The sequence below is a fragment of the Type-D symbiont of Plautia stali genome (assembly GCF_001485335.1).
Lineage (GTDB): Bacteria > Pseudomonadota > Gammaproteobacteria > Enterobacterales > Enterobacteriaceae > Pantoea > Pantoea vagans_C.
On sequence record NZ_BBOC01000162.1, the window covers coordinates 1 to 3723 of the forward strand.

Consider the following 3723-nt stretch of genomic DNA (forward strand, 5'->3'; position numbering starts at 1 on the left):
TTAATCACTATCCTGTTAATCAGGAAAAACGTAACAGGCTGTGTCTGAAAAAGACCATGGATAGTTCAATTGGAAAGCACCAATACGAATGAGTGAGTCGATTTTGAAATTTTTCTAGCGATTAAACGTACATGAAGAAATTACACTAAATATTTTATGCAATTCAAAATCGAGCCAAGCTTATCTTTATTTTTGCACACTCATTTTCCCTAGCCGAATCATAAAAACCTTCTATCTTAACCGCTGACACACCAAAGGTAACGTCACCCAGTATTTTAATTAAAAACATTTTCTAGATAATCCCAACCGACCTCTTGTTTAGAAAGTCAGGAACTAACAAAGGCCTTTTAAGTGAAGGACGCTGAGGTAGTTTTTGGATTAATATAGAAATCGACTGGTATATGAACTTTTTCTAAGAAAGGCTTAAGGTATAAACATCTCCCCTTCTCACCCTCCATTAACCCTGAAAGTAACTTTCAACTTGTGGGCAAGATGTCATGCTCTAGCTTGAAAACATTATTTAAATTCTCCATCACGTGCTGGTGTACCAACTTCTCCATATCTCACTCCAATTACAGTAGTTAAAGTTAATTTTTGCTATTTTATTAGCCGTCACATGAGCCGTTAGAGAATAGTCTAGCATCTAACTGCCATCATCAATTTGGTTGCCTCGTATACACGATGCATGACGAGGTCTAGATTATTACTAAAACCTGTCGTCTATCGGCATCATGGCGAATTTCTTTATACCTAACTTATCGAAAATTAGTTGGTAACACTAAATGTGCTGTTCTTCTTTTTTATCTGACTAATACCAGTGAAGATAACAGAAACTAAGACTCTGCCTAGAGGTTCACCCACCGAAGGTTTGCTGAGATAACGCCACAGCAATCTGGTTGAGTTCTCTATACCTGACTAATTGCAATTAGTCAGGTATAGGCACGTTTCATGGAGTGACGCTTATACCTGACTATTAGTGATTAGTCAGGTATATGCGTTTCCCTCAGAGTAGTCTCTATACCTGACTTTTCAATAATAGTCAGGTATAGACCACTTTCTTTATACCTGACTAATTCATCAAAAGTCAGGTAGATATATCTCTTACTATTATATAAAGTTACTTTTCAAAGCCTCGCGTCACACACCTATCCACGATCTAAAGTAACTTTTTATTTTCATCGAGAAGCCCGGTTTGAGTCAGAGCCCCATGCTCAGATGCTATGCGTGTTGAGCATGAAATCTTGGTTGTTTAAAAATACTTTCAACGTGCATCCAAATTCGATACCGGAAACAATGAATATCATCTGGTTTACTTGGTAGTATTCTTCAGGAGGTAACCAATGAACGAGATAATCCTGAAAAGCATCGAATCTTCGAGCGCGAAAATTGATGAGATCATTCTTATCATCACGCCAATGATTGAGGATTTTTGGACAAGGGCTAATGAACTTAATCGAAAAATCATTCTCGATAATCATGGTGACAGTAAGGAGATCATCACATCAAGATACTTCCCTATCATTGACCACATTGGTAGTGCAAGGAAGAAAACGATCGGGTGGCACGATGTTTCCCCCAAATATAAAGGACCGCGACGTAACTTTTATACAAAGACAATAAAGGCGACAGGAAAGGGGTACACAATTTTTTGTTTTCCGAAAGCACTCGATTGGGAGCGTGAAATGATCATTGAGTTCAAAAAGGAAATCTCGCCATACAGAGATGCTTTGGTTATTTTTCATGAACACAAAATCACTTGTTCACGTTTACTGCGTAAGTATCCATTAGTTAAGTGAGGTAAGATAAAATGACAGATACTGTAATTAATACTAAAAAACCATCTCTTCCACGTCGCGCTCAGTTTGAAGGGATGGTTTATGAAATAAAGCCAAAGACAACAGTTATTAAGAACTGGCTGCGTTCATCTAATCAGCTACGATCATACAATGTTGTCAGTCAACGGTTATCTAATTTACTCAAGACGATCAATCTAGACACCGACCAATAAACAGCGACTAAGGTTAAGCTATGGCTTGGAGAAGTATTCTCAGTCATGAACTCAGAGATTAAAAACTTCGAAAAAGTCGTTATTGACATAGAGAGTAAAGCAGGCAAGAGCCCACTGTATGGAACGATGCAATTCTCCAGCGAGCCGAAGCGACTAAGTTATTCTTATCCAATAATGGTTAGCATCATTAAGTCTCTTGACTCTCTTAATGAAATCTCAGAAAGAATTGAGACAGTTTGGATGAATGGTGAATTAGCTGATACCCACCATAACAGTGCTAACGCTCGCTTAATGAAACCAATTGAAATCACTTTTGAAAAAATCATCTCAGCGACAGATCCAAATGGTAGAGAGAGGAAGATACGACCCCAATGAGTTCATCAAGCAAATCAAAAAATACAAATCTATCTCTGATTATTTAACGTCGCACCAACAACCGCATAATGTATCACCCGGTGCTAAAAACAAAGACCTCCCTACTGACGTCGAAGAAATGAAAAAAAAATACCTTCCACATGCCTTTGAGAGGCCGACCGATAACGGCAGTTGCCATTTAGTGGACGCAACAAGAACTATCGCCGCTCACTCGAGCTCATAGTCTACGACGACAGTTCACAGTCCTGATAGAAATGCGATGGCTGTATATTTTTTGAGAACGTTCAAGTGCGACTACGTGTATGTGAATGACCTGCCATTACCATGACCGTGATGGCAAAACCGATAGAATGGATGGAATATTTAATAATTGGTGTCCCTAACGGGCTGAAAATGCACTCGTCAAGGAATATAGAAATTCGATGCTAATTATAAATTAACCGTACCCATTTTAGCGGGAGCAACTCAAAAGAATTGTGATATATTCTATCAGCGATTAAATAAAACTTGTTTTAGGTGCTTTAATGGCCTTTATCTCCTTGCACTGAGTGTGACAAGAGGCTATTATCAGAAGTGTCTAGCATCAGGATTGCCTCGTTTATTTGAAAAATTACTCGGGGCCTTCTTCTCTCTGCCTTCCACAAACATACGGCATGTTCATAAGAAGCAGATAGCCGCAAGCGCCGTAGCTTATATACCTAAACTCGAAGTTTACGCTACCGCCGCACACTGCCGGCATCAAATAAGCCACGTTCTAAAGCCCGCTCAAGGGACTATACGAGCAAGGTAATCCCGGTATTACTAGGCATAGGTCTTGTCACTTACCTTTCCAATATAGAGACGTGCTCCCTGACCATTACCATCGGTTGCATACAGCTCATACTGCGTATTAGACACGCCATCTTGCCTAGGGTTTACCGCCACGTCGGTTAACACCACTGCTCTCCACTCCTCAATGAGATAGAAGAATTCCAATTCATCCATGATGACATCCTTCTTCACCCTGTTCCCTAACTGATTCAGATAGACTTAGTCCATATTAATAAAGACTATTATCGGCAGTTATTTCGTTTTGCATGCGTTATTGGAACAGCTTCATAATTGTTCGTTTTAATGTCGCGATGGGGGCGGGATAGTGTGTAAAAGTTACTTTTTCAGGGTAGTTTCACTCATGCACATTGTTCTCCCGTACCCAACTGAATCAGGCGACTCGCAACTGCTGCACAGAGGTATCTACGGGCTCAGGCTACCATCGGCTGTCACTCAAAACGAAGAGTAGCATTGTGACTTCACAGTCCGGAAAGTTTGATGTGCTGAAAAATGCTTAAAGCGCAGAGTAC

The 3723-nt window shown here is 39.9% G+C and carries 3 protein-coding genes; 2 read left to right on the forward strand and 1 reads right to left on the reverse strand.

Features of this window, described 5'->3' with window-relative positions; all coding sequences use genetic code 11:
• Positions 1 to 1340 precede the first annotated feature (1340 nt).
• Both mobI and PSSD_RS25575 read left to right on the forward strand, forming a co-directional pair.
• Entirely contained in the window at positions 1341 to 1796 is a 456-nt protein-coding gene (gene mobI / locus PSSD_RS25570; RefSeq protein ID WP_058974192.1) for a conjugative transfer protein MobI(A/C), read from the forward strand.
• Between the two features lie 257 nt (positions 1797 to 2053).
• The gene (locus tag PSSD_RS25575) at positions 2054 to 2383 is read left to right on the forward strand and encodes a hypothetical protein (protein WP_058974193.1); all 330 of its coding nucleotides are present in this window, start codon (positions 2054 to 2056) and stop codon (positions 2381 to 2383) included.
• 801 nt (positions 2384 to 3184) lie between these two features.
• Here the strand turns inward: PSSD_RS25575 and PSSD_RS25580 are convergent.
• On the reverse strand, positions 3185 to 3367 hold the full coding sequence (locus PSSD_RS25580) for a hypothetical protein (protein WP_058974194.1): 183 nt from the start codon (positions 3365 to 3367) through the stop codon (positions 3185 to 3187).
• Positions 3368 to 3723: the final 356 nt, after the last annotated feature.

Coding starts and splice junctions, on each gene's coding strand:
- mobI (WP_058974192.1), top strand. CDS start 1,341: ATGAACGAGATAATCCTGAAAAGCATCGAATCTTCGAGCGCGAAAATT.
- PSSD_RS25575 (WP_058974193.1), top strand. CDS start 2,054: ATGAACTCAGAGATTAAAAACTTCGAAAAAGTCGTTATTGACATAGAG.
- PSSD_RS25580 (WP_058974194.1), bottom strand. CDS start 3,367: ATGGATGAATTGGAATTCTTCTATCTCATTGAGGAGTGGAGAGCAGTG.